This is a genomic window from Acinetobacter sp. YH12255, from assembly GCF_013417355.1.
GTDB classification, from domain to species: Bacteria; Pseudomonadota; Gammaproteobacteria; order Pseudomonadales; family Moraxellaceae; genus Acinetobacter; species Acinetobacter pseudolwoffii.
On the sequence record NZ_VPEC01000108.1, the window covers coordinates 1 to 1975 of the forward strand.

The 1975-nt window shown below is 58.2% G+C and carries 3 protein-coding genes; 2 read left to right on the forward strand and 1 reads right to left on the reverse strand.

Translation table 11 applies throughout. The features are described from left to right. Positions 1-766 (forward strand): aminoglycoside N-acetyltransferase AAC(3)-IId (aac(3)-IId, locus tag FTV30_RS15945; protein WP_180001907.1); only part of this gene is annotated, 766 nt, incomplete at its 5' end. A 12-nt stretch (positions 767-778) separates the two neighbouring features. Further along, a complete protein-coding gene (locus tag FTV30_RS15950) occupies positions 779-1321 on the forward strand; it encodes an AAA family ATPase (RefSeq protein WP_000587837.1) in 543 nt (180 codons plus the stop codon). A 407-nt stretch (positions 1322-1728) separates the two neighbouring features. Here FTV30_RS15950 and FTV30_RS16545 read toward each other — a convergent pair. After that, positions 1729-1975: hypothetical protein (locus tag FTV30_RS16545; RefSeq protein ID WP_206299284.1), on the reverse strand; the 247-nt coding region annotated here is incomplete at its 5' end.

Genomic DNA, 1975 nt, shown 5'->3' on the forward strand with positions numbered 1-1975 from the left:
TCCGGTCGAAGGAGGAGCGGAGACGGTCGTTGCCGCGTTACGCTCCGCGGTTGGGCCGACTGGCACTGTGATGGGATACGCGTCGTGGGACCGATCACCCTACGAGGAGACTCTGAATGGCGCTCGGCTGGATGACGAAGCCCGCCGTACCTGGCTGCCGTTCGATCCCGCAACAGCCGGGACTTACCGTGGGTTCGGCCTGCTGAATCAATTTCTGGTTCAAGCCCCCGGCGCGCGGCGCAGCGCGCACCCCGATGCATCGATGGTCGCGGTTGGTCCGCTGGCTGAAACGCTGACGGAGCCTCACGAACTCGGTCACGCCTTGGGGGAAGGATCGCCCGTCGAGCGGTTCGTTCGCCTTGGCGGGAAGGCCCTGCTGTTGGGTGCGCCGCTAAACTCCGTTACCGCATTGCACTACGCCGAGGCGGTTGCCGATATCCCCAACAAACGGTGGGTGACGTATGAGATGCCGATGCTTGGAAGAGACGGTGAAGTCGCCTGGAAAACGGCATCGGATTACGATTCAAACGGCATTCTCGATTGCTTTGCTATCGAAGGAAAGCCGGATGCGGTTGAAACTATAGCAAATGCTTACGTGAAGCTCGGTCGCCATCGAGAAGGTGTCGTGGGCTTTGCTCAGTGCTACCTGTTCGACGCGCAGGACATCGTGACGTTCGGCGTCACCTATCTTGAGAAGCATTTCGGAACCACTCCGATCGTGCCTCCGCACGAGGCCGTCGAGCGCTCTTGCGAGCCTTCAGGTTAGAGGCCGTCGACAATGATAATCTGGATCAACGGACCTTTCGGCGCCGGAAAGACGACGCTCGCTAAGCGGCTGCGCGATCGGCGTTCCAAATCGCTGATCTTTGACCCCGAGGAAATCGGGTTCGTGGTGAAAGAAACGGTCCCCATGCCAGCGAGCGGAGACTATCAGGATCTCCCCTTGTGGAGGGGACTTACGATCGCGGCGGTCAGGGAGATTCGAAGGAATTACTCGCAGGACATCATCATCCCAATGACGCTCGTGCACCCGGACTATCTGACTGAGATACTCGACGGGGTAAGGCGGATCGACGATCAGCTGCTGCACATCTTTCTGACGCTCAACGAGGACCTATTGCGTCACCGGATCGCGAACCAGACCATGCATCCTGACCCGAATCGAAATGCGGAGATTCGAGAGTGGCGATTAGCGAATGTCGCCCGATGCTTGGCCGCAAGGGAACGGCTTCCATGCACAACCCGTGTTCTCGATAGTGGTGCACACACCAGCGATGAACTCGCAGCGATGGTGCTCGACGGAATCGATGGGCGCACCTGATCGCCTTCGACGCCTGCGCAAAGCGTAGCGCGAGGGTGGCGGGCTCACGACCAAACGCCCAGAGGTCGATCATCGCAGGGATGTTTGGCTTTGTGGTGCGGACGACGGGACTCGAACCCGTACTCTCACAGAGAAGCAGATTTTCGTACCACCTCGACTTTCGCCGCCGTCTGATGACGTTCGTGGTCTGGACTGTCCCTTCGCCATTGCCCGAAGGCTTTAGGCGCCGCCCGTCCAGTCTCTACACCTTCCCCCGAAGGGGCTTGGCTCGGGATTGGCTTAGGGTATTGCCCGTTAGCGTTCCCCGACTTTGAGCGGTTCTACTCCGCGGATTTCCCCGCGGGCACTCCAATTTTAAAGTCTGCTGCGTCTACCGATTTCGCCACGTCCGCCTTTTTTCGCCGTTCCTAGCGCTCGTGCGATGCACCTATGTTGCACCTAGCGCCGAATCGTTCTTCGTCATCCTGAAAAACCACGTCTCCTAAAGCCTTGCATAGCTTATCTTTTCTCCACCACGAACTTTTTTGGGCACTGTTGCAAATAGTCGGTGGTGATAAACTTATCATCCCCTTTTGCTGATGGAGCTGCACATGAACCCATTCAAAGGCCGGCATTTTCAGCGTGACATCATTCTGTGGGCCGTACGCTGGTACT

Coding starts and splice junctions, on each gene's coding strand:
- FTV30_RS15950 (WP_000587837.1), top strand. CDS start 779: ATGATAATCTGGATCAACGGACCTTTCGGCGCCGGAAAGACGACGCTC.